The 26,435-nt window shown below is 62.1% G+C and carries 26 protein-coding genes; 18 read left to right on the forward strand and 8 right to left on the reverse strand.

The annotated features are described in order from the left end of the window. Positions 1-28 precede the first annotated feature (28 nt). From odhB to G7026_RS14720, 13 genes are all read left to right on the forward strand, one after another. Positions 29-1,261 (forward strand): 2-oxoglutarate dehydrogenase complex dihydrolipoyllysine-residue succinyltransferase, encoded by a 1,233-nt coding sequence (gene odhB, locus G7026_RS14660; RefSeq protein ID WP_181071655.1) that lies wholly within the window; start codon positions 29-31, stop codon positions 1,259-1,261. A gap of 93 nt (positions 1,262-1,354) precedes the next feature. Continuing rightward, complete coding sequence (lpdA, locus tag G7026_RS14665) at positions 1,355-2,791, forward strand: dihydrolipoyl dehydrogenase (protein WP_181071656.1); 1,437 nt, start codon at positions 1,355-1,357, stop codon at positions 2,789-2,791. Between the two features lie 149 nt (positions 2,792-2,940). Continuing rightward, positions 2,941-4,107: an ADP-forming succinate--CoA ligase subunit beta gene (gene sucC, locus G7026_RS14670; RefSeq protein ID WP_138408697.1), complete on the forward strand. Its 1,167-nt coding sequence runs from the start codon at positions 2,941-2,943 to the stop codon at positions 4,105-4,107. Next, the gene (gene sucD / locus G7026_RS14675) at positions 4,107-4,994 is read left to right on the forward strand and encodes a succinate--CoA ligase subunit alpha (RefSeq protein ID WP_138408698.1); all 888 of its coding nucleotides are present in this window, start codon (positions 4,107-4,109) and stop codon (positions 4,992-4,994) included. Before sucC ends, sucD begins: the two co-directional genes overlap by 1 nt. Positions 4,995-5,219: 225 nt before the next feature. Next, positions 5,220-6,527: a branched-chain amino acid transport system II carrier protein gene (gene brnQ / locus G7026_RS14680; protein ID WP_181071657.1), complete on the forward strand. Its 1,308-nt coding sequence runs from the start codon at positions 5,220-5,222 to the stop codon at positions 6,525-6,527. 129 nt (positions 6,528-6,656) lie between these two features. Beyond that, entirely contained in the window at positions 6,657-7,406 is a 750-nt protein-coding gene (locus G7026_RS14685; protein WP_181071659.1) for a DUF599 domain-containing protein, read from the forward strand. A 23-nt stretch (positions 7,407-7,429) separates the two neighbouring features. After that, on the forward strand, positions 7,430-7,900 hold the full coding sequence (locus G7026_RS14690) for a PaaI family thioesterase (protein ID WP_181071660.1): 471 nt from the start codon (positions 7,430-7,432) through the stop codon (positions 7,898-7,900). After that, positions 7,897-8,343: a PaaI family thioesterase gene (locus G7026_RS14695; RefSeq protein ID WP_181071662.1), complete on the forward strand. Its 447-nt coding sequence runs from the start codon at positions 7,897-7,899 to the stop codon at positions 8,341-8,343. Before G7026_RS14690 ends, G7026_RS14695 begins: the two co-directional genes overlap by 4 nt. 68 nt (positions 8,344-8,411) lie before the next feature. Continuing rightward, the gene (locus G7026_RS14700; RefSeq protein WP_181071663.1) at positions 8,412-9,668 is read left to right on the forward strand and encodes an MFS transporter; all 1,257 of its coding nucleotides are present in this window, start codon (positions 8,412-8,414) and stop codon (positions 9,666-9,668) included. 188 nt (positions 9,669-9,856) lie between these two features. Further along, positions 9,857-11,770 carry a molecular chaperone HtpG gene (htpG, locus tag G7026_RS14705; RefSeq protein WP_181071665.1) on the forward strand — a complete coding sequence of 638 codons (1,914 nt, stop codon included), beginning with the start codon at positions 9,857-9,859 and terminating at the stop codon, positions 11,768-11,770. A 96-nt stretch (positions 11,771-11,866) separates the two neighbouring features. Beyond that, the gene (locus G7026_RS14710; protein ID WP_181071666.1) at positions 11,867-12,652 is read left to right on the forward strand and encodes a dienelactone hydrolase family protein; all 786 of its coding nucleotides are present in this window, start codon (positions 11,867-11,869) and stop codon (positions 12,650-12,652) included. Between the two features lie 126 nt (positions 12,653-12,778). After that, the gene (locus G7026_RS14715) at positions 12,779-13,858 is read left to right on the forward strand and encodes an amidohydrolase family protein (RefSeq protein WP_181071668.1); all 1,080 of its coding nucleotides are present in this window, start codon (positions 12,779-12,781) and stop codon (positions 13,856-13,858) included. 59 nt (positions 13,859-13,917) lie between these two features. Continuing rightward, the gene (locus G7026_RS14720) at positions 13,918-14,391 is read left to right on the forward strand and encodes a DUF3859 domain-containing protein (RefSeq protein ID WP_181071669.1); all 474 of its coding nucleotides are present in this window, start codon (positions 13,918-13,920) and stop codon (positions 14,389-14,391) included. Between the two features lie 114 nt (positions 14,392-14,505). Here the strand turns inward: G7026_RS14720 and G7026_RS14725 are convergent, their stop codons facing one another. From G7026_RS14725 to G7026_RS14740, 4 genes are all read right to left on the reverse strand, one after another. Further along, a complete protein-coding gene (locus tag G7026_RS14725; RefSeq protein ID WP_181071670.1) occupies positions 14,506-15,687 on the reverse strand; it encodes a vWA domain-containing protein in 1,182 nt (393 codons plus the stop codon). Positions 15,688-15,733: 46 nt separating this feature from the next. Continuing rightward, positions 15,734-16,126, reverse strand: a complete 393-nt coding sequence (locus G7026_RS14730; protein WP_181071671.1) for a GFA family protein — start codon at positions 16,124-16,126, stop codon at positions 15,734-15,736. A gap of 42 nt (positions 16,127-16,168) precedes the next feature. Beyond that, positions 16,169-17,014 (reverse strand): AAA family ATPase, encoded by an 846-nt coding sequence (locus G7026_RS14735; RefSeq protein WP_181071672.1) that lies wholly within the window; start codon positions 17,012-17,014, stop codon positions 16,169-16,171. 147 nt (positions 17,015-17,161) lie between these two features. Then, complete coding sequence (locus tag G7026_RS14740) at positions 17,162-18,235, reverse strand: DUF748 domain-containing protein (RefSeq protein ID WP_181071674.1); 1,074 nt, start codon at positions 18,233-18,235, stop codon at positions 17,162-17,164. Positions 18,236-18,337: 102 nt separating this feature from the next. Here G7026_RS14740 and cysK point away from each other — a divergent pair, with 102 nt between their 5' ends. Beyond that, positions 18,338-19,312, forward strand: coding sequence for a cysteine synthase A (gene cysK, locus G7026_RS14745; RefSeq protein ID WP_181071675.1), 975 nt, complete (start codon positions 18,338-18,340; stop codon positions 19,310-19,312). A 73-nt stretch (positions 19,313-19,385) separates the two neighbouring features. On the opposite strand, the gene G7026_RS14750 is transcribed toward cysK, so the two are convergent. Then, complete coding sequence (locus G7026_RS14750) at positions 19,386-19,532, reverse strand: hypothetical protein (RefSeq protein ID WP_181071676.1); 147 nt, start codon at positions 19,530-19,532, stop codon at positions 19,386-19,388. Positions 19,533-19,573: 41 nt separating this feature from the next. On the opposite strand from G7026_RS14750, the gene aceK reads away from it, so the two are divergent. The 3 genes from aceK (at position 19,574) to G7026_RS22650 (ending at position 23,899) form a co-directional block, all read left to right on the forward strand. Continuing rightward, complete coding sequence (gene aceK, locus G7026_RS14755) at positions 19,574-21,298, forward strand: bifunctional isocitrate dehydrogenase kinase/phosphatase (RefSeq protein WP_181071677.1); 1,725 nt, start codon at positions 19,574-19,576, stop codon at positions 21,296-21,298. Between the two features lie 172 nt (positions 21,299-21,470). Next, positions 21,471-23,510 carry a TonB-dependent receptor family protein gene (locus G7026_RS14760; RefSeq protein ID WP_181071678.1) on the forward strand — a complete coding sequence of 680 codons (2,040 nt, stop codon included), beginning with the start codon at positions 21,471-21,473 and terminating at the stop codon, positions 23,508-23,510. A gap of 263 nt (positions 23,511-23,773) precedes the next feature. Further along, the gene (locus G7026_RS22650) at positions 23,774-23,899 is read left to right on the forward strand and encodes a PA1414 family protein (protein WP_258190289.1); all 126 of its coding nucleotides are present in this window, start codon (positions 23,774-23,776) and stop codon (positions 23,897-23,899) included. A gap of 5 nt (positions 23,900-23,904) precedes the next feature. Here the strand turns inward: G7026_RS22650 and G7026_RS14765 are convergent, their stop codons facing one another. Next, the gene (locus G7026_RS14765) at positions 23,905-24,576 is read right to left on the reverse strand and encodes a glutathione S-transferase (RefSeq protein ID WP_181071679.1); all 672 of its coding nucleotides are present in this window, start codon (positions 24,574-24,576) and stop codon (positions 23,905-23,907) included. Between the two features lie 94 nt (positions 24,577-24,670). Between G7026_RS14765 and G7026_RS14770 the strand changes: the two genes are divergently transcribed. Then, positions 24,671-25,285 (forward strand): tRNA-uridine aminocarboxypropyltransferase, encoded by a 615-nt coding sequence (locus G7026_RS14770; protein ID WP_181071680.1) that lies wholly within the window; start codon positions 24,671-24,673, stop codon positions 25,283-25,285. On the opposite strand, the gene G7026_RS14775 is transcribed toward G7026_RS14770, so the two are convergent. Continuing rightward, positions 25,277-25,678 (reverse strand): YbaN family protein, encoded by a 402-nt coding sequence (locus G7026_RS14775; RefSeq protein ID WP_181071681.1) that lies wholly within the window; start codon positions 25,676-25,678, stop codon positions 25,277-25,279. The genes G7026_RS14770 and G7026_RS14775 overlap by 9 nt on opposite strands. Positions 25,679-25,694: 16 nt before the next feature. Beyond that, on the reverse strand, positions 25,695-26,282 hold the full coding sequence (locus tag G7026_RS14780; protein WP_138408716.1) for a UPF0149 family protein: 588 nt from the start codon (positions 26,280-26,282) through the stop codon (positions 25,695-25,697). Positions 26,283-26,435: the final 153 nt, after the last annotated feature.

The following is a 26,435-nucleotide window of genomic DNA, read 5'->3' on the forward strand; positions in this document are numbered from 1 at the left end:
AGAAACCGAATTAATAGGACTCCTGATAATGGCTATCGAGATCAAAGCCCCTTCCTTTCCAGAGTCGGTCGCCGACGGTACCGTTGCCACCTGGCACAAGAAGCCGGGCGAGGCCGTCAAGCGTGACGAGCTGATCGTCGACATCGAAACCGACAAGGTCGTGATGGAAGTGCTGGCCGAGGCCGACGGTGTACTGGCTGAAATCGTCAAGAACGAAGGCGATACGGTTCTCAGCGGCGAACTGCTGGGCAAGCTGAACGAAGGTGCAACTGCCGCGGCGACCCCTGCCGCTGCGGCAACTGCTGCAGCGCCGGCGTCCGCGCCCGCTCAGGCTTCCGCTGCCGCCGAATCGGCTGACGATCAGATCCTCGCTCCCGCCGCTCGCAAGCTCGCCGAAGAAAACGGCATCGATCCGAACAGCGTTCAAGGCACCGGCAAAGGTGGTCGCGTCACCAAGGAAGACGTGGTTGCCGCCATCGAAGCCAAGAAGAACGCACCGGCCGCTGCCGCGAAGCCTTCCGCTCCGGCTGCCAGTGCACCTATTTTCGCTGCCGGTGATCGCGTCGAGAAGCGCGTGCCGATGACTCGCCTGCGTGCCAAGGTGGCCGAGCGTCTGGTCGAAGCCCAATCCTCGATGGCGATGTTGACCACGTTCAACGAGGTCAACATGAAGCCGATCATGGACCTGCGTTCCAAGTACAAGGACCTGTTCGAGAAGAAGCACAACGGCGTGCGTCTTGGCTTCATGTCCTTCTTCGTGAAAGCGGCAACCGAAGCGCTGAAGCGCCAGCCGGGCGTCAACGCGTCGATCGACGGTAGCGACATCGTCTACCACGGCTACCAGGACATCGGCGTTGCCGTTTCCAGCGATCGTGGTCTGGTAGTACCGGTGCTGCGCAACGCCGAGCACATGAGCCTGGCAGAAATCGAAGGCGGGATTTCCGACTTCGGCAAGAAGGCCAAAGCCGGTAAGCTGACCATGGAAGACATGACCGGCGGGACCTTCACCATCTCCAACGGTGGTGTGTTCGGTTCGCTGCTGTCGACACCGATCGTCAACCCGCCGCAAACCGCCATTCTGGGTATGCACAAGATTCAGGAGCGCCCGATGGCCGTCAACGGTCAGGTCGTCATCCTGCCGATGATGTACCTCGCGCTGTCCTACGACCACCGCCTGATCGACGGTAAAGAAGCCGTGACATTCCTGGTGACCATGAAGGACCTGCTGGAAGACCCGGCTCGTCTGCTGCTGGACATCTAACGCGCAGCCGCGCGCTGCAAGTCGCAGGCTGACCTCGGACAGCCATCGGCTTGCAGCCCAACGCTTTCAGCTTGAGCTTAGAGAGGATTTGAAATGAGCGATAAATTCGACGTGATCGTCATCGGTGCAGGCCCCGGCGGCTATGTGGCTGCCATTCGCGCCGCACAGCTGGGCCTGAAGACTGCCTGCATCGAGAAATACCAGGGCAAGGAAGGTAAGACCGCACTGGGTGGCACCTGCCTGAACGTGGGTTGCATCCCGTCCAAGGCCCTGCTGGACAGCTCCTACAAGTTCCACGAAGCTCACGAGAGCTTCAATGTTCACGGCATCAGCACTGGCGAAGTCTCGGTCGACGTTCCGACGATGATCGGGCGCAAGGATCAAATCGTCAAAAACCTCACCGGCGGTGTCGCTGCGCTGCTCAAGGCCAACGGCGTGACCGTATTCGAAGGCCACGGCAAGCTGCTGGCTGGCAAGCAGGTGGAAGTCACCGGTCTGGACGGCAACACCCAGACCCTGGCCGCCGAGAACGTGATCCTCGCTTCCGGCTCCAAGCCGGTCGATATCCCGCCGGCCCCGGTCGATCAGAAGACCATCGTCGATTCCACTGGTGCCCTGGATTTCACCAGCGTTCCGGGCAAGCTGGGCGTGATCGGTGCCGGTGTCATCGGTCTGGAACTGGGCTCGGTATGGGCCCGTCTGGGCGCCGAAGTCACTGTGATCGAAGCGATGGACAAGTTTCTGCCTGCCGCTGACGAACAGATCTCCAAGGAAGCCTTCAAGGTGCTCTCCAAGCAGGGCCTGAAGATTCTCCTGGGTGCGCGCCTGACTGGTTCCAAGGTTGAAGGTGACCAAGTCACCGTCAGCTACACCACTGCCGAAGGTGAGCAACAGCAGACTTTCGACAAGCTGATCGTTGCCGTCGGTCGCCGCCCGGTTACCACCGACCTTCTGGCTGCCGACGCTGGCGTCGATATGGACGAGCGTGGCTTCATCTTCGTCGACGACTACTGCGCGACCAGCGTGCCGGGCGTTTACGCTATCGGCGACGTGGTACGTGGCGCGATGCTGGCTCACAAGGCCTCGGAAGAGGGCGTGATGGTTGCCGAGCGCATCGCCGGTCACAAGGCGCAGATGAACTATGACCTGATTCCATCGGTCATCTATACCCATCCGGAAATCGCATGGGTGGGCAAGTCCGAGCAGGCACTGAAGGCCGAAGGCGTTGAAATCAACGTCGGTACCTTCCCGTTCGCCGCGAGTGGGCGTGCGATGGCGGCAAACGACACCGCAGGTCTGGTCAAGGTCATCGCCGACGCGAAGACCGACCGGGTGCTGGGTGTTCACGTAATGGGCCCGAGCGCTGCCGAGCTGGTACAGCAGGGCGCGATCGGCATGGAGTTCGGCACCAGTGCCGAGGACCTGGGCATGATGGTGTTTTCGCATCCGACCATGTCCGAGGCGCTGCATGAAGCTGCGCTGGCCGTCAACGGCCACGCGATTCATATCGCCAACCGCAAGAAACGTTAAAACAATAAGAAACCATGGACGGCGGCCCGTCGTGCTTTCGCGAGCACCGCGGAATGCCGTCGGACTGTCACTTGGGTGCAGTCACAAGGTGGCGCGGCATGTAGTGCAGCGCCGAAATGCGCGATACCAAACGAAGACGGTAGATAAGCATGAATCTTCACGAATATCAGGGTAAGCAGCTGTTCGCTGAATACGGCCTGCCTGTTTCCAAAGGCTTCGCCGTGGATACTCCCGACGAAGCAGCTGCGGCCTGCGACAAGATTGGCGGCAGCGAGTGGGTCGTCAAGGCCCAGGTCCACGCGGGTGGCCGCGGCAAAGCCGGCGGTGTGAAGCTGGTCAAGAGCCGCGAGGACGCCAAGGCCTTCGCCGCCAACTGGCTCGGCAAGCGCCTGGTGACCTACCAGACCGACGCCAATGGTCAGCCGGTCAGCAAGATCCTCGTCGAGTCCTGCACCGACATCGACAAGGAGCTGTACCTCGGCGCCGTCGTTGATCGCTCCAGCCGTCGCATCGTGTTCATGGCTTCCACCGAAGGTGGCGTGGACATCGAGAAAGTGGCCCACGATACCCCCGAGAAGATTCTCAAGGCGACCATCGACCCGCTGGTCGGCGCTCAGCCTTTCCAAGGCCGCGAGCTGGCCTTCCAGCTGGGCCTCAAGGGCGACCAGATCAAGCAGTTCACCCAGATCTTCGTCGGTCTGGCCAAGCTGTTCCAGGACTACGACCTGGCGCTGCTGGAAGTGAACCCGCTGGTCATCAAGAAAGACGGCAACCTGCACTGCCTGGACGCCAAGATCAACATCGACGGCAACGCCATGTACCGCCAGCCCAAGCTGCGCGAAATGCATGACCCGTCCCAGGACGACCCGCGCGAAGCGCACGCTGCCAAGTTCGAACTGAACTACGTGGCGCTCGAAGGCAACATCGGCTGCATGGTCAACGGTGCCGGTCTGGCCATGGGCACCATGGACATCGTCAACCTGCACGGCGGCAAGCCAGCCAACTTCCTGGACGTTGGCGGCGGCGCCACCAAGGAGCGCGTGACCGAAGCCTTCAAGATCATTCTGTCCGACAGCAACGTCGCGGCCGTCCTGGTCAACATCTTCGGCGGCATCGTCCGCTGCGACATGATTGCCGAAGGCATCATCGGCGCGGTCAAAGAAGTCGGTGTGAAGATTCCGGTTGTCGTCCGTCTGGAAGGTAACAACGCTGAGCTGGGCGCCAAGGTGCTCGCTGAAAGCGGTCTGAACATCATCGCGGCAACCAGCCTGACCGACGCTGCTCAGCAGGTCGTCAAGGCCGCGGAGGGTAAGTAATGAGCGTCCTGATCAATAAAGACACCAAAGTCATCTGCCAGGGTTTCACTGGTTCGCAGGGTACCTTCCACTCCGAACAGGCGATCGCCTACGGCACCCAGATGGTTGGCGGCGTGACCCCCGGCAAGGGCGGCACTACCCACCTCGGCCTGCCGGTGTTCAACACCGTCAAGGAAGCCGTAGAAGCCACTGGCGCCGACGCTTCGGTCATCTACGTTCCGGCTCCGTTCTGCAAGGACTCGATTCTGGAAGCGGCATTCGGCGGCATCAAGCTGATCGTCTGCATCACCGAAGGCATTCCGACCATCGACATGCTTGAAGCCAAGGTCAAGTGCGACGAGCTGGGCGTGCGTCTGATTGGGCCGAACTGCCCGGGCGTGATCACTCCCGGCGAGTGCAAGATCGGCATCATGCCCGGTCACATTCACCTGCCAGGCAAGGTCGGTATCGTGTCGCGTTCCGGCACCCTGACCTATGAAGCCGTGAAGCAGACCACCGACGCCGGCTTCGGCCAGTCGACCTGCGTCGGTATCGGTGGCGACCCGATCCCGGGCTCCAACTTCATCGATATCCTGAAGCTGTTCCAGGAAGATCCGAAGACCGAGGCGATCGTGATGATCGGCGAGATCGGCGGCTCTGCCGAGGAAGAAGCGGCAGCCTACATCAAGGCCAACGTGACCAAGCCGGTGGTGTCCTACATCGCAGGCGTGACCGCTCCGGCGGGCAAGCGCATGGGCCATGCCGGTGCGATCATCTCCGGCGGCAAGGGCACTGCGGACGAGAAGTTCGCCGCCCTGCAGGACGCCGGTGTGAAGACCGTGCGTTCTCTGGCCGACATCGGCAAGGCCCTGGCCGAGCTGACTGGTTGGGAAATCAAGAAAGCCTGAGGTTAGGCTTTCTGTTACAGAGGCCACCTTCGGGTGGCCTCTGTTTTTGTGTCACCGATGAACCCGCAGGCCGGCGCCTCATTTGCGTGCCAAGCTCTGTAATGGTCGACGCACCTCACCCTGGTGCCCGGCAGGCTCGATGATTCTGCCCACGAAGCAGATGACGTTTCCCTTACCCGTTCGGGAAACCCGCATTCACGTCTTTTTCGTTCGGTATTACTTTTGATGACTCGTTTGAAAAGTTTCGACCTGCTAGCGCTTGGCTTCATGACCTTCGCGTTGTTTCTCGGCGCGGGCAATATCATCTTTCCTCCCAGTGCCGGCCTGGCCGCCGGCGATCACCTGTGGCGCGCGGCGCTGGGATTTCTGCTGACCGGTGTCGGTCTGCCGTTGCTGACCGTGGTCGCTCTGGCGCGGGTCGGCGGCGGCATGGACAGGCTCACCGCGCCGCTTGGCAAAGTTGCCGGCGCGCTGTTGGCCGTCGCGGTCTATCTCGCCATCGGGCCATTGTTCGCCACGCCGCGAACGGCCGTGGTGGCGTTCGAGATGGGGATTGCGCCCTTCAGTGGCGGCTCGGCCGGCTCGCTGCTGCTATTCAGTGTGCTTTATTTCGCCGCAGTGCTCTTCCTTACGCTGAACCCTGGCCAGTTGGTCAACCGTATCGGTAAATTCATTACGCCAATATTGCTTGCCGCGCTCATTGTGCTCGGCGGCGCGGCCCTGTTCGCACCGGCAGGGGAGATTGGCGAGACCGCTGCGGGATACCGCAACACGCCCATGCTCAAAGGTTTTCTGGAAGGCTACCTGACCATGGATACGCTGGGCGCCCTGGTCTTCGGCATCGTGATTGCCACCGCCATTCGCGATCGGGGCGTCATCGAGCCGCGGCTGGTGACCCGCTATTCGATGGCCGCCGGGGTGATCGCTGCCATTGGGCTGTCGCTGGTCTATCTGACGTTGTTCTATCTTGGCGCCACCAGCCATGGCATCGCTGGCGAAGCGCAGAACGGCGGGCAGATCCTGACGGCATACGTTCAGCACACCTTCGGTACACCCGGTAGCCTGCTGCTGGCACTGGTGATCACGCTGGCCTGTCTGACCACTGCGGTCGGCCTGATTACTGCCTGTGGCGAGTTCTTCAGCCAGCTGTTGCCGGTCTCTTACCGGGCGGTGGTCATCGTCTTCGCGCTGTTCAGTCTGGCGGTGGCGAACCAGGGCTTGACCCAGCTGATCAGCGTTTCGGTTCCGGTATTGGTCGGCCTCTACCCGTTGGCGATCGTACTGGTAGGGCTGAGCCTGCTGGACCGGTTCTGGCTATCGCAGTCGCGGGTGTTCGTCCCGGTAATGGCGGTCACGCTGGTGTTCGGTGTCGTCGATGGCCTGGCTGCCGCGGGCTTTTCCTCGGCCATTCCGGCCGTTTTCACGCAGCTGCCGCTGGCCGAACAGAGTATGGGCTGGCTGGTGCCCGTGTTGGTGACCTTGGTGCTGACGGTGATTGTCGACCGATTGGTGGGCATGAGGCGAGCGGCCTGATTCTTGAGGCCGAATGCCTAACCCGGCATTCGGTCAGTCACGGAGCGGCGGCGAGGCGCCGCTTCGGTCAGCGCTAAGGTGCTGCGCTGGCTATAATCAGCCCGTCGAATAAGGCCTGCCACAGTTGTCATGTCGAATTACGCTTACGCAATACCTCATCTGATCGCGGTTTGCTGGTTCATTCTTTGCTGGGTCGGATACAGCCGCTATGCCAGTTGGCGGGCACGAGACACTGCCTGCCTTGCCAGTGTGCTGCATCTGTACCGCGAGGACTGGATGCGCCGCATGCTGTTGCGCGACAACCGCATCGCCGACGCCAATGTGATCGGCAACCTGGAGCGCAACGCGTCGTTCTTCGCTTCCAGCACGCTGATCATCCTCGCCGGTGTGCTGACCGTTCTTGGCGCATCCGACCGCGCGGTCTCGTTGCTTGCCGATCTGCCCTTCGCGCAGCCGGTCAGTCGTGGCGTATCGGAGCTCAAGCTGCTCGCGCTGGCGGTAGTGTTCGTCTATGCGTTTTTCACGTTCAGTTGGTGTATGCGGCAGTACAACTTTGCTGCGGTGCTGGTCGGCTCGGCACCGATGGTGGGCGAGCGCAATGTGTCGGATCAGGAGCGCCGTGCGTTTTCCGAGCGCACGGCGCGCGTCATTTCGATGGCGGCCAACCAGTTCAACTATGGGCTGCGCGCCTACTATTTCGGCATGGCGGTGCTCGGCTGGTTCGTCAACCCATGGTTTTTCATGGTCGTTACAGCCGGGGTGGTGCTGATCCTGTACCGGCGCGAGTTCCATTCCGACGTACTCGAGGTCATGGTGTTCACCCAGGCGCCGATAGCCGAGGCGCCGAAAGCCGGCCCCGGTGGAGACGCCACGCCATGATGCCTCCCTCATTCGAGCCCGCGATGAGCGATAACCCGATCTTCGAACGCACCCAGCGCTTTCTTTCTCTGCTCAAGCACTGCCAGGTGCTCGGGCTGCGTGTCGAACACGCGGACGAAAAGGGGCTGACGCTGCGTCTGCCCTACAGCGAGTGGATCATTGGCAACCCACAGACACGCGGCATCCATGGCGGCGCTATCACTACGCTGATGGATACGACCTGCGGCATCTCCACCGCCTGCGTACTGCCTGAGTTCGAGATCTGCCCGACACTGGACCTGCGCATCGACTACATGCACCCGGCCGAACCGGACCATGACGTGTTTGGCTTTGCCGAGTGTTATCGCGTCACGCCCACGGTGATCTTCACCCGAGGCGTCGCCTACCAGCGCGACATCAACGAGCCGATCGCCCATGTAGTCGGCGCGTTCATGCGCATGGGTAAGGCGGTTTCGTTGCCCGGCATGGAGAAGGACAGGGGGTCTGCGGCATGAGCGGAGTCCGTCTGGATGAGCTGGTCCGCCGAGCCCACGAGAGCAACGACTACGACGGCTTGATCAGCATGGTGCCCTATGCGCAGCTGATTGGGATCGAGTGCCTGCGCCTGGGTGATGACATGGTATTCCGTCTGCCGCAGAGCGAAGACAACATCGGCAATCCGGTGCTTCCGGCCTTGCACGGCGGCGTGATCGCCGGGTTCATGGAGCATGCCGCGCTGTTGCACCTGCTGATGTTCATGGGCTCGCCACATTTGCCCAAAATCATCGACTTCTCGATAGATTACCTTCGAGCGGGTCATTATCGTGACACCTTCGCTGCCTGCCAGGTCTGGCGCCAGGGACGTCGAGTCGCCAACGTCGCCATCACCGCCTGGCAGACCACCCAGGCCGAGCCCATCGCAACCGCCCGCTGCCACTTCAAGGTCGACGAACCCTGAGGCGCTGCCGGATGACGTGACGGGACAGGCCGTCAGCGTTTCATCCCAGATGGCTTCAAGGATTGTGAATGGACGCGTTGTTGATACTCGGCGGCTTGCTGCTGATGCTTGCGGGGTTCGTCTGGCTGGTCAGCCGGGCGTTCGGTACCAGCCTGCTATGGGGCGTTGGTAGCCTCGTTCCGCCGATTACCCTGGCCTACATGTTCTGCCACTGGCACACCGCGCGGCGCGCCGTGATTCTTGCGGTGCTGGGCGTGATTCCCTTGATTGTTGGCCTCTCGCTGCTGGCCAGCCATGACAGCGAGCGCCTCGAAGCCATCCTGAGTCTGAGCTGGCTGAACCCCGAAGCGCGCACCAAGCCCGAACTCGACATCATGGTGCGCGGCGAACTCTCAGGTCGGCCCTTCGTACCGCAGCTGGGCGAATTTTCCGGCAATACCCTGGTGCTGCGCGAGGGCAAGGATTTCTTTGCTAGCCAGGAAGTCAGTATCCGCTTCCCTCAGCCGGTCGGCGAAGGACCGCTGCGGCTGGACGTACTGCCCGGCGATGCCGGACCGCTACCCGAAATCGCCATCAACTGGCTAAGGCCCGATCAGGAGCTGCCGGAGGCGCGGCGAGTCGCTCGTGGCTACACGCTGCACCTTGATTTGGCGCCAGTCCCTCCGAACAAGCTGGTCGGCGATTTCCACCTGGTGCTGCCGCCTCAGTACCAGACGAGCCTCAGCGGCAAGGTCGAGATCTATCGCAACCAGTTGCGCTATCGCGACGGAGTAGTCGATCGCCGGCACGACTCGACCGACACCCTGCGCCATGTGATTCAGGATTACCTCCAGCGCCGCTTCGCTACCCGTGAAGTCGCCCTCGAGCCGCTGGCATCGGTTGCGCTGCCGGCTACCGAGCTGACGCTGGAGGTCAAGGCCACTATTGCCGAAAAGCCCGAAGCGCTCAGCCTGGCGTTGACCAAAGGCTCTTTGGGTTGGGCGGTTGAGGGAGACGACTATCCGCCGCTCGCCCAATCGGTAGTGGCCGAGGCCAAGCCTGTCGTGCGCGAAACGCCAGTGCCTGTCGAGAAACCTGTCACGCCGACGGTCGATCGCGATCGGCGCAAGGGTTTCTCCCTCGAAGCCCTGCTGGCCAAGCCCGACCGTTACCGCCATCTGCTGGTGCGTGCGCATACCGAGCGTGGCGGCGTCGCCGATGGCCGCTTCAAGGGCTTGGACAGCAGCGGCAACCTGCTCATCCGTCGTGTACTCAACGGCCCGGGGGAGGCTTTCTATAATCTGGCACCGAGTGAGATCGTCATGCTCGAGCTGATGGAACCCTGACGTTTGGCCGCGAATTGCGCGGATCCGAGGCGAACTCCAGGATCTAGACGTCATTGCCATTAGACCGAGGCCGTCCATTGGGGCGGCCTCGTCGTTTCTCAGACTTGAAATGGCGCGCTACGCCCCCATCTGCCTGAACATCGCCGCAACCGCGGTACATGCCATTGATTAATCGGAGTTCGATGACCATGAGTGTGGAAACTCAAAAAGAAACCCTGGGCTTCCAGACCGAGGTGAAGCAGCTGCTGCACCTGATGATCCATTCGCTGTATTCGAACAAGGAGATCTTCCTGCGTGAGCTGATCTCCAACGCATCGGATGCCGCCGACAAGCTGCGTTTCGAAGCGCTGGCCAAGCCCGAGCTGCTCGAGGGTGGTGGCGAGCTGAAGATCCGGGTCAGCTTCGACAAGGAAGCCAGGACCGTGACTCTCGAGGACAACGGCATCGGCATGAGCCGCGAGGATGTGATTACCCACCTGGGTACCATCGCCAAGTCCGGCACCGCCGATTTCATGAAAAACCTCACCGGCGACCAGAAGAAGGATTCGCACCTGATCGGTCAGTTCGGTGTGGGCTTCTATTCCGCCTTCATCGTTGCCGATCAGGTCGATGTCTTCACTCGCCGCGCAGGTGCTCCGGCAAGCGAGGGTGTGCACTGGTCATCGAAGGGCGAGGGTGACTTCGAAGTCGCCAACGTCGAGAAGGCCGACCGCGGAACGCGTATCGTGCTGCATCTGAAGTCCGGCGACGAAGAGTTCGCCGATGGCTGGCGCCTTCGCAACGTGATCAAGAAATACTCTGACCACATCGCGCTGCCGATCGAGCTGCCCAAAGAACGCTACGGCGAGGACAAGGACGAAGAGCAGGCGAGCGCAGAGCCCGAGTGGGAAACCGTCAACCGCGCCAGCGCGCTGTGGACCCGTTCGCGCAGCGAGGTCAAGGACGAGGAATACCAGGAATTCTACAAGCACGTTGCCCATGACTTCGAAAACCCACTGACCTGGAGCCACAACAAGGTCGAAGGCAAGCTCGAGTACACCTCGCTGCTCTACGTGCCGGGCCGTGCGCCATTCGACCTCTATCAGCGCGAAGCGCCCAAGGGCTTGAAGCTGTACGTGCAGCGCGTATTCATCATGGATCAGGCCGACGAGTTCCTGCCGCTGTACCTGCGCTTCATCAAGGGTGTTGTCGATTCCAACGATCTGTCGCTCAACGTTTCGCGCGAGATTCTGCAGAAGGATCCGGTCATCGATTCGATGAAGTCGGCGTTGACCAAGCGTGTCCTGGACATGCTGGAAAAACTCGCCAAGGACAAGCCCGAAGAATACAAGGCGTTCTGGAAGGCGTTCGGGCAGGTGCTCAAGGAAGGTCCCGCCGAGGACTTCGCCAACAAGGAGAAGATCGCCGGGTTGCTGCGCTTCGCCTCGACCAGCACCGACGCTGGCGAGCAGGCCGTCGCGCTGGCCGATTACGTCGGCCGCATGAAGGAAGGCCAGGACAAGATCTACTACCTCACCGGCGAGTCCTATGCTCAGGTCAAGAACAGCCCGCACCTGGAAGTCTTCCGCAAGAAAGGCATCGAGGTCCTGCTGCTGACCGACCGCATCGATGAGTGGCTGATGAGCTACCTGACCGAGTTCGACGGCAAGCAGTTCGTCGACGTCGCCCGCGGCGACCTGGACCTGGGCACGCTGGATTCGGAAGAAGACAAGAAGGCTCAGGAAGAGATCGCCAAATCCAAAGCAGGGTTGGTCGAGCGCCTGAAGGAAGCGCTGGGCGATCAGGTGGCCGAGGTGCGGGTTTCGCATCGTCTGACCGATTCGCCGGCGATTCTTGCCATCGGCGAGCAGGATCTGGGTCTGCAGATGCGTCAGATTCTCGAGGCGAGCGGGCAGAAGGTGCCTGAGTCCAAGCCCATCTTCGAGTTCAATCCGGGCCATCCCTTGATAGAACGGCTCGATGCAGAGGCTGACGAAGACCGCTTCGGTGAGCTTTCGCACATCCTCTTCGATCAGGCCGCACTGGCGGCAGGCGACAGCCTGAAGGACCCGGCGGCATACGTGCAACGGCTGAACAAGCTGCTGGTCGAGCTTTCGAAGTAATCTCGAGTAGCAATGAAGAAGCCCGTTTCGACGGGCTTTTTCATGCCTGCGCGGCTATGGTTACAGCCACTTTTCAACCGCTGGAAGGATACCGTCATGAACAAGAAAACCCTGCTGCCCCTGGCTTTTGCCGGTCTGGTTGGGCTCGCCGAAGCCGGGGTTGTAATGAAGCCGGTGGAATACGAAATCGATGGCGAAACCTTCGAGGGGCTGCTGGTGTACGACGACAACGTCACTACGCCGCGGCCGGGCCTGATGATGGTGCCGAGCTGGCTTGGCATCAATGAGAACACGGCCAAGAAGGCTGCACGTGCGGCGAGCGACAAATACGTGGTCTTTGTGGCGGACATGTATGGCAAGGCGACGCGGCCTTCCGGGCCGGATGAGGCCAAGGTGGTTACCGCCGCGCTGCGTGCCGACCGGCCGCTGATGCGCAAGCGCGCGCAGGCCGCGGTGGATGCATTGCAGAAACAGCAAGGCGAGGTGGCATTGGATACCGATCGACTCGGTGCCATCGGCTTCTGCTTTGGCGGCGGCACGGTGCTGGAACTGGCGCGTTCGGGCGCGCCGCTCAAGGGCTTCGTGTCCTTCCACGGCAACCTCGATACCCCCAACCCGGACGATGCGAAGAACATCAAGGCGCCGGTGCTGGTGCTGCACGGTGCCGATGATCCGGCGGTGCCGCAGGAGCAGGTGGACGGTTTCGTCGCTGAGATGAAGGCCGCCAAGGCCGACTGGCAGCTGGTCAGCTATGGCGGCGCGGTGCATTCGTTCACCAGTCCCGTGGCCAATGTGCCGGGGCGCAACGAATACCATCCGGTGGTCGCGGCGCGTGCCTTCAAGGCGATGGACGATCTGTTCGCGGAAGTGTTCGTCAGGTGACCGGAAGGCCTCGCTGCCGAGCGAGGCCTTCCTTCGGTCAGCGCTCGGCCAGCCCCGTGTTGGAACGGTCTGGTTCTGCCATCGAGATGTTTTGTCACGACTCAATGGGCCAGGGAGGGCCGCCTGATGAACCGCTGCGTTCGAGGGCAGGTCTATGCTGGGTCATACAAGGAGCCCGTTTTGGCCAGCATTCGTTTCGCAACATCCGTCATCCTCACGCTCGCGTTCAGCCTGAACGTCCAGGCTCGCGAGTACCGCTACAGTGACGCACATCTGCATTACGTGAATTTCTTCCAGGAAAGCGCCGGCATGCCCGAACTGCTCGAGGCGATGGATGCGGCTGGCATCGATCACGTAATGATCTCAGGCATTCCGGTCGCCAAGAAGTGGCACGAGAACGAGCCCAAGCGCCCGCGCTATTACGCCGGCGACGATGCCGGCGCCTACTGGTACAGCGCGACGGACGTGTTCGTCGCCGCTGCGGTCAAGAAGCTGCCAGCCGAACAGCGCAAACGCTTCCATCCGTTCCTGTCAGGCTTCAATCCGACCGACAAGAATGCCGATGCGCATATCCGCCGGATGCTGGAGCTCGATCCTGGGCTCTGGCAGGGGCTCGGAGAAGTCTTCACCCGCCACGACGACCTTACGGCGCTGACCTACGGCGACACGCCGAGGGCCAATAACGAAGCACTGACCCGCGTCTACCACCTGGCCGCCGAGTACGACCTGCCGGTGATGATCCACTCCAACATCACCTCCAAGCGTGAGCGCAATCCGCTGTATCTTCAGGAGCTCGAGGAGCCGTTGCGCAATCATCCGCACGTGCGCTTCATATGGGCACATGCCGGCACGAGCATGGAGCTGCATCGCCATCAGGAGAAGCTCGACTTTCTCCTCGATACGGTGAGCCGCATGTTGGGCGACTATCCCAATCTCTACATCGACCTCTCGTGGACCGTGCTGCGACCTTATCTGCTGGGCGAGGAGGGCACGCCGGATCCGGAGTGGGTCGAACTGGTCAAGCGCTTCCCCGACCGGTTCATGCTCGGCTCCGACGTGGTGGGGCAGTTCGGTAGTCTGGGCGAGTACATGAAAGGGTTCGATGGGTTTCTGGACGCGCTGCCCGAGGACGTTGCGATGCAGGTGGCGAGGGACAATTTCCTGAACGTCCTGCCGCGCACCGCACGGCAAGCCGCCGGCCGCTGAAGTCATCGCGCTGTCACCTTGGGCTCGTAGGCTCGCGCTACCGACCCAAGGAACCTGACATGGCATTGCGTACCTCTTTCTTCACGGCCGCCGCGCTGGCCCTGGCGCTTTCGAGCGGACTTGCCCTGGGCGAGGTCACGCTCGAGGGGCCGATCGAGTTTGGCGTGTTCGAAAGCCAGCACCGTGACCCCCAGCCGGGCGAGCGGGTTATCAGCCGCAGCGATCAACGTATTCAGCCAGGAAGCCAGGTGCCGGCTAAGCTCGGCACCAAGTTCGGTATGCGCTACCGGCTCTCCGGAAAGCGTACCGACGACATGCCGCTGACGCTGTTGTACCTGACGCCCGGTGTCGTCACGCCCGATGGCAAGCGCCATGACAAATTCGAGGTACAGCAAAAGCTGGTGCCGGAGGCGCCTGTCGACGTCATGGCGTTCGAGTTCTCCGAGTCCCATGAAGTAGTGCCCGGCCAATGGTATTTCATGGTGTTCCACGGGGATCGAAAGCTGGCTGAGCAGCGCTTCGACGTTCGCTGATCGCCTGCGGGGAGCCATCAACCTCCGGGTGCGGAGCAGTTCGCTGCGGTGCGTCAGGCGCTGTTCAGCCTGGCCTTGAGGCTCGGCCAGTTGGGCGGTGCTTCGGTCCGATGTTCAGCCGCGGGCGAGAAAACGCATCCCGTCCTCGAGACCGTTGAGCGTCAACGGATACATCCGGTCTTCCACGAGCTCGCGGATGATGCTAGTGGACGAGGTATAGCCCCAGGTGTCCTTCGGGTACGGGTTGATCCAGATGAGCTTCTTGTACTTTTCCATGAAGCGCTGCATCCAGACGTAGCCCGCTTCTTCGTTCCAGTGCTCGACGCTGCCGCCGGGCTGGGTGATCTCATAGGGCGCCATGGCGGCATCGCCAACGAACACCACTTTGTAGTCCGGCCCGTACTTGTGCAGCAGATCGAAGGTCGAGGTGCGCTCGGAGGTACGGCGGAAGTTGTTCTTCCAGACCGATTCGTAGATGAAGTTGTGGAAGTAGAAATATTCGAGGTGCTTGAACTCGGTCTTGCAGGCCGAGAACAGTTCCTCGCAGATCTTCACATGGGCATCCATCGAGCCGCCGATGTCGAACAGCAACAGCAGCTTGACCGCATTGCGCCGCTCCGGGCGCATCTGGATGTTCAGCAGCCCGGCGTCACGGGCGGTGTGGTCGATGGTGCCGTCGATGTCCAGCTCTTCCGCAGCGCCCTGCCGGGCGAACTTGCGCAGGCGGCGCAGAGCGATCTTGATGTTGCGGGTGCCGAGCTCGACGTTGTCGTCCAGGTTCTTGTATTCACGCTGGTCCCAGACCTTGACCGCCTTGCCCTGGCGCTTTCCGGCATTACCTACGCGGATGCCTTCGGGGTTGTAGCCGCCCGAGCCGAAGGGGCTGGTGCCGCCGGTGCCGATCCATTTGTTGCCGCCGGCGTGCTTTTCCTTCTGTTCCTCGAGGCGCTTCTTGAATTCCTCGATGAGCTTGTCCAGGCCGCCGAGTGACTGGATCTGGGCGCGTTCCTCGTCGGTCAGGTTGCGCTCGAATTCCTTGCGCAGCCATTCTTCGGGAATCAGTGCTTCGAGGTATTTGTCGAGGTTTTCCAGCCCCTGGAAATAGGCGCCGAAGGCCCGGTCGAATTTGTCGAAGTGACGCTCGTCCTTGACCAGCACGGTGCGGGCGAGAAAGTAGAATTCGTCCATGTCGGCGAAGACTACGCGCGCTTCGAGCGCGTTGATCAGGTCGAGCAGTTCGCGGACCGACACCGGGACCTTGGCGGCGCGCATTTCATTGAACAGGCCAAGCAGCATGTAAAACCTCGGGCGTGACGGAGTGCGTCAGGCAAAAGAAGGCGCGTCAGCTGCCTTCGGCATGTTGGGGCAGGTCGTCCTGGATCTCGTACCAGGGAGCCTTGGAGCCGACGTAGATGTGGCTCTGCGGTACCACGGGCAGCTCCGAATCCATTGTGCCGGCCGCCACGCCGATGGAGTGATCGCGATTGTCGACGAACTGCAGGTTGGCCCCGCAGTGACGGCAGAACGTCCGGGTGACGTGCTCGGACGAGTGATACACGCCGAGCTGGTCCTTGCCCTTGGTCAGATGGAAGTGTTCCAGCGGTACGGTGGCGTAGGTACCGAACGCCGCGCCATGGGCCTTGCGGCACATGCTGCAATGGCAGTGGGTAAGCGCCTCGATGGGCGCATCGATGCGGTACGCGACCGCTCCGCACAGACAGCTACCGGTATGCATGACTCTTCCTCCGTTTACTGAACAGGGGAGACGTGTCTGGCTTCAGCGGCTGCTGCGGCGGCTCATGAAGGCCAGCCGTTCCAGCAGCTGCACGTCCTGTTCGTTCTTCACCAGCGCGCCGGCCAGCGGCGGAATCGCCTTGGTCGGATCGCGCTCGCGCAGAACGGCCTCGCCGATGTCGTCGGCCATCAACAGCTTGAGCCAGTCGACCAGCTCGGAGGTCGACGGCTTTTTCTTCAACCCAGGCACCTTGCGGACGTCGAAGAAGATATCCAGCGCCTCGGCCACCAGCGACTGCTTGATGCCGGGATAGTGCACGTCGACGATCTTCTGCAGCGTCTGGCGATCCGGGAAGGCGATGTAATGGAAGAAGCAGCGGCGCAGGAAGGCGTCCGGCAACTCCTTCTCGTTGTTGGAGGTGATGATGATGATCGGGCGCTGCGTGGCCTTGATGGTCTCGTTCGTCTCGTAGACGTAGAACTCCATCTTGTCGAGTTCCTGCAGCAGGTCGTTGGGAAACTCGATGTCGGCCTTGTCGATCTCGTCGATCAGCAGGATCACCCGCTCCTCGGCCTCGAAGGCCTCCCAGAGCTTGCCCTTCTTGATGTAGTTGCGCACGTCGTGGACTTTATCGACGCCGAGCTGGGAATCGCGCAGACGGCTCACCGCATCGTATTCATACAGGCCCTGGTGCGCCTTGGTGGTCGATTTGATGTGCCAGGTGATCAGCTTGGCACCGAAGGATTCGGCCAGCTGTTCGGCGAGCATGGTCTTGCCGGTGCCCGGTTCGCCCTTGACCAGCAATGGCCGTTGCAGGGTGATCGCGGCGTTGACCGCCAGTTTCAGATCGTCGGTGGCGACGTAGGATTGAGTACCTTCGAACTTCATCGGGGTTCCTTGGGACAGGTGGCCCGGCATGAGCGGGCGAGCGAGCTTGAGTAGCGCGACTATAGCCCGACGGTCACCGGCTGTGAACGAAGCGCCGTCATTCAGTCACTGAATGATCGGGCCGGGTGCTGGTTGGTGCTTCGCAGCTCATTCGTCTTCACCGAGAGCCCGTTCGAAGCGCGGCGCGAAGGCTTCGACAAAGGCGTTGCGCAGTATCGCGAAGAAGGCCTGCAAAGGGCTCACATCGGTGTCCGCAATGTTGCCGGACACTTCGATACGCGTGGCGAACTGGTCCTTTTCCTGGTTCTGCAGGACATTCTGCCCGCCGCCCACCACGGCTTCCCAGAGCCCTCGCAAAAAGCCCTCGTCGTCGTTCTTCACGTCCTGTTCCCAATCGAACACGTCGACGTTGTGCAACAGCGGCTTGATGTAGCCGTCGAGCTGGCTATTGCGCGCTTCCACCTCGACCACCAGATCGCCGGTGCCGCCCTTGAAGTCGAAGCGGCCGTAGGCGGAGGCGAAGTCGTTGAGGCGGGTCAGGTCGGTCCCGGTCACGCGCAGGCGGAAATCGAAGTCTTCCATGCGCACCAGCGGGTCGAAATAGGCTTCCACTTCCATTGGCGCGTGGTCGAGAAAGCGCGCAGTGCCTTTGAGGCTCGCGTCGCGGCTGCCTTCGGTATCACGTTCGTTGGTGAGGTTGTTGATGGTCAGGTTGACCTGGTCGGCATAGAGGTTGACCTGCGGGTCCGAGCTGAAATTGCGAAACGCCAGGGTGCCGTTCTCGATCTGCACCTCGTCGAGGCGAACGAGCAGCAGCTCCTGCAACGTGTCGCGCCAGTCGACGCCTTCGCCGGTCTGCTTCTCCGATTCGCTTTCGCTGTCGACGAAATTGAGCTCCGGCTCCTGCAGGCGAACCACCGCGACGATCGCACGTTCTTCCCACAGCGCGCGCCAGCTGACCGCAAGATCGATCACCGGGACACGCAGGAGCGGCACCTGCACCGAGTCGTCGGCCTTGCTGATCACCAGGTCGTTTATCTGGTAGGCGCCTCGCCACCAGGCCAGGTCGACATCTTCGACGTGACCGCGGTAATCACCCATATCCGCCATCTTGTCGTTGAGCAGGTTACGTACCAGATAGGGCAGCGCCAGGTGCAACGCCAGCAGGAGGAAGGCGATGACCAACAGGGCGATGAGCGGGATGCGCACTGAGTTCTTCATGTCTAGAAAGACTGCTGCTCGCGCCCGGGGTTCAGCGATTTTGACGCCCGTTGTGGCACGACATAGGCTTGCCTCTTTGGCATCGATCGAGGGACAGCCGCCATGAGTCGCATCTTCGTAGACAACGCGCAGGCCATTGGCAACACGCCGCTGGTTATGATCAACCGTCTCGGCCCCAAGGGCGTGACCTTGCTGGCCAAGATCGAAGGCCGTAATCCGGCGCATTCGGTCAAATGCCGGATCGGCGCGAGCATGGTGTGGGACGCCGAGGAATCCGGACGGCTCAAGCCGGGCATGACGCTGGTCGAGCCCACCTCCGGCAATACCGGGATCGGTCTTGCATTCGTCGCGGCGGCGCGTGGTTACAAGTTGATACTAACCATGCCCGCTTCGATGAGCCTGGAGCGGCGCAAGGTGCTCAAGGCGCTCGGCGCCGAACTGGTACTGACCGAGCCTGCGAAGGGCATGAAGGGCGCCATCGAGAAGGCCAGCGAGATCGCGGCTTCGGACCCCGACCGCTACTTCATGCCGCAGCAGTTCGAGAATCCGGCCAACCCGGCGATCCACGAGAAGACCACCGGTCCGGAAATCTGGAATGACACCGAGGGGGCGATCGACGTGCTGGTTTCCGGTGTCGGCACGGGCGGAACGATCACGGGTATTTCCCGCTACATCAAGCGCACCCAGGGTAAGCGGATTCTGTCCGTGGCGGTGGAGCCGGTGAGCTCACCGGTGATCAGCCAGACTCTGGCAGGGCAGGAGGTCAAGCCAAGCCCGCACAAGATTCAGGGCATCGGCGCAGGCTTCGTGCCGAAGAACCTCGATCTGTCGATGGTCGATCGGGTCGAACAGGTGACCGACGAAGAATCCAAGGCGATGGCGCTGCGCCTGATGCGCGAGGAGGGGATTCTCTGCGGTATCTCCTCCGGCGCGGCGATGGCGGTGGCGGTGCGTCTGGCCGAGCATCCTGAGATGAAGGGCAAGAACATCGTAGTCATCCTGCCGGACTCTGGTGAGCGCTACCTGTCCAGCATGCTGTTCGCCGACCTGTTCACCGAGCAGGAACTGGTGCAGTGATCGCCGCTGAAAGGCCGGTGCACCCACCGGCCTTTCACGCTAGATTTTCGGTTCACGCTATTTCAAGACGCGTCTACATGGGCTTGCCGATGCTGCTGGGCATGGCGCTGATCGCGCGCGGGCTGGTGATCGTGTTCAGCAGGCCGCCGCGCCAGTCGCTCAGGCCGAACAAGGGTGGCGCTTGCTGCCGAGGCGCCGTGCTTTCAAAGCGCCGGGTCACTGGCTAAGCTCGGCGTACCTTGCCTTCGGAGACGCACCGACATGGCGCAGCAGTGGCCCGCGGCCGATATCGCCCAGCAGATCCTTCTCGGCTTTGACGATTACCGCGACGCGTTTCGGCGTATCACCGAAGGCGCAAGGGCTCGCTTCGAACAGGCCCAATGGCTGGAGGCCCAGCGCGCCTCGGCAGCCCGTATCAGTCTCTATGAAGAAAAGGTGAGCGAAGTCGGCACCCGATTGCTGGAGCATTTCGACCGGCCGTCGTTGTTGCAGGTCGAGCAGTGGTCGCAGGTGAAAACCGCCTACATCGAGCTGATCGATCCGCGCCTGGACGATGAGCTGGCCGAGACCTGGTACAACTCGATCTTCTGCAAGCTGTTCAGCCACGACTGCATCAGCGACCGCACCATGTTCATCCAGACCACCCGCCCGGCCATCCGCGCCGAAGAGCGGGTAGCGCAGACGCGCATCTATCGCCCCCACGGTGACCTGACCGGGGTGTTGAGGCAGATCCTCGGCGACTACGCCTTCGAGGTGCCTTACGGGGATCTGGACAGCGACCTCGCACGGCTGAGCGCGCAGTTGCAGAACTGCCTGCCGGACTGGGTCTGCAAAGACCCGGAACTCAGCATCGAGCTGTTCTGCTCGGTGCTCTACCGCAACAAGGGCGCTTATCTCGTTGGCCGCATCAATACCCGCGATGAGCAATGGCCGCTGGTCATACCGCTGCTGCACCGCGAAGGCCAGGGCATCGTCGCCGATGGGCTGATCACCGACGAGGCGGAAGTCTCCATCATCTTTTCGTTCACCCGTTCCTATTTCATGGTCGAGGTGGCGGTCCCGGCGGAATTCGTCGGCTTTCTCAAGCGCATCCTGCCCGGCAAGCACATCGCCGAACTCTACACCTCGATCGGCTTCTACAAGCACGGCAAGTCCGAGTTCTACCGCGCCTTGATCGACCATCTGGCGAGCACCGACGATCGCTTCGTCATGGCGCCGGGCGTGCGCGGGATGGTGATGAGCGTATTCACGCTGCCCGGCTTCAATACCGTGTTCAAGATCATCAAGGACCGTTTCTCGCCCATCAAGACGGTCAACCACGCGGCGGTCATCGAAAAGTACCGGTTGGTCAAGCACGTCGATCGCGTCGGGCGCATGGCCGATACCCAGGAGTTCGCCGACTTCCGCTTCCCGAAGGACAAGTTCGAGGCCGAGTGCCTGGCCGAGCTGCTGGAAGTCGCCCCCTCGACGGTCCAGGTGCAGGGCGAGACGGTATTGATACGCCACTGCTGGACCGAACGGCGCATGACGCCGCTCAACCTGTATGTCGAGAGCGGCAGCGAGCAGCAAGTCAAACAAGCGCTGGAAGACTATGGTCTGGCAATCAAGCAGTTGGCGGCGGCGAACATCTTTCCCGGCGATATGCTGCTGAAGAATTTCGGCGTGACCCGTCACGGGCGCGTGGTGTTCTACGATTACGACGAGATCTGCTTTCTCACCGAGGTCAATTTCCGCCGTATCCCCGAGGCCCGTTATCCGGAAGACGAGATGGCGTCCGAGCCCTGGTATTCGGTGGGGCCCAACGATGTCTTTCCCGAAGAGTTTCCCCGGTTCCTGTTCGCCGACATAGCCCAGCGCCGGTTGTTCGCCAGCCTGCATGGCGACCTCTATGACGCCGACTACTGGAAAGGGCTGCAGAGCGCCATCCGCGAGGGGAAGGTGATCGATGTCTTCCCCTACCGGCGCCACGCCCACGATCATCCATGAGCGCCGAGAAGTGGCGGGTTCGCTCCATGCCCTGACACGAAAGGACATACTCCCGGCTCCCGCTCGCGCCGCTGTGACTGTCCGGGGCTAAACCTCATCGGCCGACCGCTGTCCATTGCCTGGCTCGCGTTCGGCAGTAATCTGCAGAGCGCACTCGACTCAACGCGCAGGGATGGACCACGTGAATCACAACAAACATCGGGCCAAAGCGCTGCTCGCGCTATTTTCCACCGGTATCGCCGGTGCCTCGCTGGCGGCAGAGCCGACCGAACTCGAAGCGCTGACGATCACAGCGCCGCGCACCGAAGCCAGCTGGCTGCAGACCCCTGCGGCCGTCGGTGTGGTGGAAGCCAATCAGGCGCTCGGCGAGCAGAACCTCACCCTCGACCGAATGCTGGCGCCGATCCCCGGCGTGTTTACCCAGGATCGCTACAACGTCGCTCAAGGCATGCGGCTTTCGATCCGCGGATTCGGCGCGCGGGCGAACTTCGGCGTGCGTGGCGTGCGAGTACTGGTCGATGGCGTGCCGCTGACCATGCCCGATGGTCAGACCGAACTCGACGGCCTGGATTTCGGCCTGGTGGAACGCATCGAGGTGATCCGCGGCCCGGCTTCTACCCTGTACGGCAACTCGGCCGGTGGTGTGGTGTTGATCCAGACTCGCGAGCCGTCCGCCGAGCCCTACAGTCTGGTGGACGTCACGGGCGGTGAGCTCGGCTACCGCCGTGTTCGGCTGGAAACCGGTGGCACGAGCGGCAACGTGGGTGGGCTGCTCGCGTTCAACTCGACCCAGCTCGACGGCTATCGCAGCCAGAATCGCGCCGAGACCAACACTCTGACCGGCAAGGTGAACTGGTACGCCGATTCGGGGCGGCTGGGGCTGAACTTCAACGCCATCGATAACCGGGCCGAGGATCCGGGTGGCTTGACCGCCGCAGAGGTACGCAGCAATCGCGACGGCGCAGCGCCGAACAACCTGGCCTATGACAGTGACGAGGAAATCCGCCAGCAACGCTTGTCGCTGGTCTGGGACGGCGTCGGTGTGGGCGATGACGAGTATCAATTACGCAGTTACGTCGGTCAGCGCGAGTTCGGCAACAGCCTGGCCTTCACCAACGGTGGCCAGACCAGTTTCGAGCGGCGTTTCGCCGGGGTCGGCGGGCAATACACCCACCGCGCCGACTGGCTGGGCGTCGGCCATCGCCTGACCGGCGGCTTCGAGCTCGAGGCCCAGCGCGACGACCGCAGCCGTCACAACAACCTGTTCGGTACGCGCGGCGCACGGACGCTGTACCAGGACGAAAAGGCCGACAGCGCCGGTCTGTTCCTCGAGGACGAGATTGCCCTGAGCGAGCGCTGGCAGGCCAATCTGGGGGTGCGCTACGACCGGGTGCGGTTGGCGGTCGATGACAAGTTTCTTGGTGATGGCGACCAATCCGGTTCGCGCACCCTCGACGACTGGAACTACAGCACCGGGCTGAGCTATCGGCTCGACCCGCATCACCACCTCTATGGCCGGGTGGCGACCTCCTTCGAAACGCCGACGGTCAACGAGCTGGCCAACCCTGCGGGCGGCGGCTTCAACCCCAGCCTCGGACCGGCTCAGGCGCTGAATCGCGAGATTGGCCTGAAAGGTGAGTGGCCGACGCTGCGTTATGAGGTCGCGATCTTCAGCATGAAGCTCGACGAGGAGCTGGTGTCCTATTCGCTGCCCGGGCAGAGCGGACGCAATTACTACCGCAACGCGGGGACATCTCGGCGTGATGGCCTGGAGCTGAGCGTCGACTGGCAGGTCGACGACGCGTGGCGACTCACCGCGGCCTACACCTACAGCGATTTCGAATTCCGCCGTTACCAGGCCGGCACGGCGAATTTCGACGGCAACGTCGTCGCCGGCATTCCCCGCCAGACGCTGTTCACCGAACTCGCCTACGAGCAGGACGACTGGTTCGCACGGGTCAACTTCAACGCCTTCGACCGCTTCTACGCCAACGACGCCAACACCGAGCGCGTCGCCGGTTATGCACTGGTCAACGCCCGCATCGGTACCCGCTGGCGCGTGGGTGGGCAGGTGCTCGAGCCTTATCTGGGCCTCGATAATCTGTTCGATCGGGACTATTTCGACAACGTACGAATCAACGACGCGAATGGGCGCTATTACGAGCCGGGCCCGGGACGCACGCTCTACGCAGGATTGCGCGCAACTTTCTGAAGCCGATCAACCAGACGGTTCAGTGCTATCGCAACGGCGCGTTGATCCTGAGCATGCTGGGTGGAGACGCTGCGAGCGGGGTGGGCATACGCAGCGGTGTGCTGCTGGCGGCGTACGATGCCAGCGATGGCAATACCGTCTGGAGGGTCGAGATCGAGAACTGAGTCGATGGCCGCGGAGGCCGGCTTGCGCTAATCTGAAATCGAGACCTGCGGGTCCCGCCGTCTGCGGCGCCTAACTTAATGTAGTAGGAGGGTGGATTCATGAAAGCATGGCTCAATCGCATGTGCGTCAATCTGGCAGTAGCCTTGGGCCTGGTCGAGCCGCCCCGGCTACAGCCGATCCCGGTACGGGCGCAACGCCAGCCGCAGGATCGTCGCCAGCGCTGAATGGCTCAGCGTACGAAGTCGTACGGGCCGCCGCGTTCCAGGGCCCGTTGATAGGCCGGCCGCGCATGGATGCGCTTGAGAAAGTCCATCAGTCGTGGCCGGCTTTCATCCAGCCCACCCCGTGAACTGGCAGCTTCCAGCGGAAAGCTCATCTGTACGTCGGCCCCCGTGAAGGTTTCGCCGGCAAACCAGGGCGCCTTGCCCAATTCTCCTTCCATGTAATCCAAGTGAGTCTTGAGCTGCGGGCCGATGAAAGCCTGGTTTGCGCCTTTGGCGATCGCGCGCGCGATCGGGCGAACGAAAAAAGGCATCGGGCTCTGCGCGACCTTGTCGAATACCAGCTTCAGCAACAGGGGAGGCATCGCCGAGCCCTCGGCATAATGCATCCAGTAACGAAAGCGCAGATGCTCGGGGCTGCCCGGCGAGGGCTGAAGGCGGCCTTGGGCGTATCGTTCGAGCAGGTATTCGATGATCGCGGCCGACTCGGCCAGTGTCAGCTCGCCGTCGGTAATCACTGGCGACTTTCCAAGCGGATGTACCGCTTTGAGCTCGGCGGGCGCCAGCATGGTCTTGGCGTCGCGCTCGTAGCGTTTGACCTCGTAGGATAGCTCCAGCTCTTCCAGCAGCCAGAGGACGCGCTGGGACCGTGAATTGTTCAGGTGATGTACGGTGATCATGGCGTTAGCCCGGATGGCCTGGATGAGTCGCTAGCATAGTCGCTCCGCCACCAGTGACGCCTGTGGCAGACTTGCCTACCAGCAGAGAGAACCCATGCCTCGTCCCTTATGTACCCGCTGCCAGCGACCGCTCGCCCACTGCCTTTGCCCCCTGATTCCGAGTTTGCCGAGCCGTGCCTCGGTGCTGATCCTGCAGCACCCGAGCGAGGCGGGCCATGCCCTGAACACGGCGCGCTTGGCGGCGCTGGGGTTGCAGCGTGCAGAACTCTGGGTGGGCGAGTGCTTCGAGGAACTGGCGGGCGTGCTCGATGCGCACGGGACAGGCGCACGGCTGCTGTTTCCGGGGGAGGGCGCGCGGATCTTGATGGAGCCATGGCCACAGACGGAACAGACATCGCTGCTGGTGGTGCCAGACGGTACCTGGCGCAAGGCGCGCAAGCTGCTGTATCTCAATCCCCGCTTGGCTGAACTGCCGCGAGTCGCATTGCCGCAAGGGCTGCAGAGTCGCTACCGGGTGCGCAAAGCGCCCGTCGAGGGTGCGTTGTCGACGATCGAGGCGATTGTCCACGCGCTGTCGGTGCTCGATGCGCCACTGCGTTTCGATGCGCTGCTGCAGCCTTTCGACGCCCTCATCGAGGGGCAGATCCAGGCGATGGGGCGTGATACCTACGAGCGCAACCATGCCCTGCGGGACGAATCGTCAGCGTGAGGCGAGGGTCTTCTGCCGCAAGATATAGAGCGTGACCAGCGCCGCCGAGCTGAGCATGAACGCCCGCGCCCAGAACATCGGTACCAGCCAGCAGGAAAAGCCGATGCTCAGCCACATCAGGCCGATCGCGTAGACCTTACCCTTGAGCGGAATGCCGTTGCCTTCGAGATAGTCCCGGATCCAGGGTCCCAGGTGTTTATGGCCGACCAGCCAGAAATAGAAACGCCGCGAGCTGCGCACGAAGCAGGCCGCGGCGAGTAACAGAAAGGGTGTAGTTGGGAGCACCGGCAGGAAAATGCCGATCACCCCCAATGCGACGCTGAGCCAGCCAATACCCAGCAGCAGGTAACGCAACAGCGGGTTGCGGAGCTGCGGGATATCGCGGTGAGCCATGCCGCGGCCCGGCTTCTCAGTGGCGGCGCGGCTTGAGCAGGGCGGGCTTTTCTTCGGGTGCGTGGCAGATCAGGTAGAGCGCCGTGAGGATCTCCGGGATCTGTGCGACCATCTCGTCGACCAGGCCCTCATCCTGGGCAATGTCAGCAAACTCAGGCTGTTCGTCGAACAGGCCCGAACCGACCATGATCGGCAGCAGCAGCTCGCTGACTTCCTCTTCGGCGTCTTCGAACCAGACGGCCTCGCGCAGGAAGACGCCTTCCATGAAGCCGATGCACCAGCCGCGCAGTTCGGAGTCATCCGGGTCTTCACCCAGATCGAGGTCGCAGGGCAGGTCCATGTCTTCGTCGCTGGCCAGCTGGCGGGCGATGTGGGCCTTGAGCTGCACCAGCGTCGCCTCGATGGCCTCGCGCTCGGTATCGTCGGCGTAGCGGGGCGGTTCGGCGAACAGCGCGTCGATCCATTCGCGTTCGGGCACCTGGTCGGGGCAGATGCACAGTGCCGTCAGGTAGCCATGGGCGGCGATGTAGTCCAGCGCCTCTTCATGCAGGTCATCGGCATCCAGAAAAACCTGCAGGCGGGCGAGTTGCTCGGCAAAAGACATCGGTGACTACCTTGGGCTGGGGACAACGGATGATTCTAGACGACCCGAGGTGGCCCGGCTACCTGCCGCGGTCGCGTGCGGCCCTGTGGCGCGCCCGTTTCGTCGGCTTTGCCGGCAAAGCCTGAAGCCCAGCGTGACGTCGCGTATACTGCC

Source organism: Stutzerimonas azotifigens (assembly GCF_013522725.1).
GTDB lineage: Bacteria > Pseudomonadota > Gammaproteobacteria > Pseudomonadales > Pseudomonadaceae > Stutzerimonas > Stutzerimonas azotifigens_A.